Raw genomic sequence first — 1,088 nt, forward strand, 5'->3', positions numbered from 1 at the left:
ACAACCCCAAGTACCGCGAGGAGTACGCGAAGACCGGCGCTCCGGTGGAGACCATCCAGTTCGGTGACCGCAAGCTGTGCACGGAATACGCGAACGGGATGGTGGAGCTGGCCAACGAATACCGGACCCTGCTGACCGCGAAGAAGGGCTAGCAGCCGGCGTGAAAAAGCCCCAGGGCGCCGACCTGGTCATCCCGGCGCTGGCGCTGGGCTTCGCCGTGTACTTCTTCATCTCGATCGCGGATCTCGCGTGGGAGGCGAAGGCGAACGGCGTGGTGATCGGCGGCGTGCTCATCGCGCTGGTCGCGCTCCAGCTGATCCGCATCGCGATTGACGTTGTCAAGCGCCGCGCGGACCTGTCTTTCAGTCCGCTTTGGGAGCCGCGCGATGCGCTGGTCAAGCGCGTCGGCGTGGTGCTGATCACGATTGCCTTCATCGCGTCGCTGAACTGGCTCGGGCTCACGCTCGGCCTGCTGCTCGCGTTGTTCGCCGCGCTCTGGATCATGGGCGCGCGCGGCAAGACGCTCTTGATCGTGCCGCTGGCAGTCGCCGGGGCCGCCTATCTCCTGTTCGTGGTGCTCCTGCAGTCGGATATCCCGCACGGCCCCCTCGAGAGGCTGCTGTCTTGAGCTGGCAGTTCGTGCTGGAGCAGTTTGGCGCGCAGTTCGGGCTCTGGTGGATCATCCTGCCGGCGATTCTGCTCGGCATCGTGGTCGGCATCCTGCCCGGCTTCAGCCCGCAGAACACGCTCATCATGCTGCTGCCGCTGACGCTCGCCGTGCCGGTGGAGCAGGCGATGGCATTCATGATCTCGCTCTACTGCGCAAACCATCTGGCGGGCGGCATCCCGGCCATCCTGGTGCGCATTCCGGGCTCGGGCGGCGCCGCGGCGACCACGCTTGACGGATACCCGATGACGCAGAAGGGCCAGGCGCAGCAGGCGCTGGTGCTGTGCTTCACGGCATCGGTGTTTGGCGGCCTCCTCACGACGCTCGCGACGATCGCGCTGCTGCCCTGGCTGTCCCAGATCGGGCTTTACCTGCGTTCGGTCGAGATGGTGGTGGTGATGCTGTTCGGCCTCACGCTCAT

Annotated in this window: 2 protein-coding genes; both read left to right on the forward strand. The window is 66.1% G+C overall.

What is annotated here, in order from left to right; translation table 11 throughout:
- Positions 1-160 precede the first annotated feature (160 nt).
- Positions 161-628 carry a hypothetical protein gene (locus VFZ66_22040; GenBank protein ID HEX6291882.1) on the forward strand — a complete coding sequence of 156 codons (468 nt, stop codon included), beginning with the start codon at positions 161-163 and terminating at the stop codon, positions 626-628.
- Positions 625-1,088 (forward strand): tripartite tricarboxylate transporter permease (locus tag VFZ66_22045; protein ID HEX6291883.1); only part of this gene is annotated, 464 nt, incomplete at its 3' end. The genes VFZ66_22040 and VFZ66_22045, both read left to right, overlap by 4 nt.

The organism is Herpetosiphonaceae bacterium (genome assembly GCA_036374795.1).
GTDB lineage: Bacteria > Chloroflexota > Chloroflexia > Chloroflexales > Kallotenuaceae > LB3-1.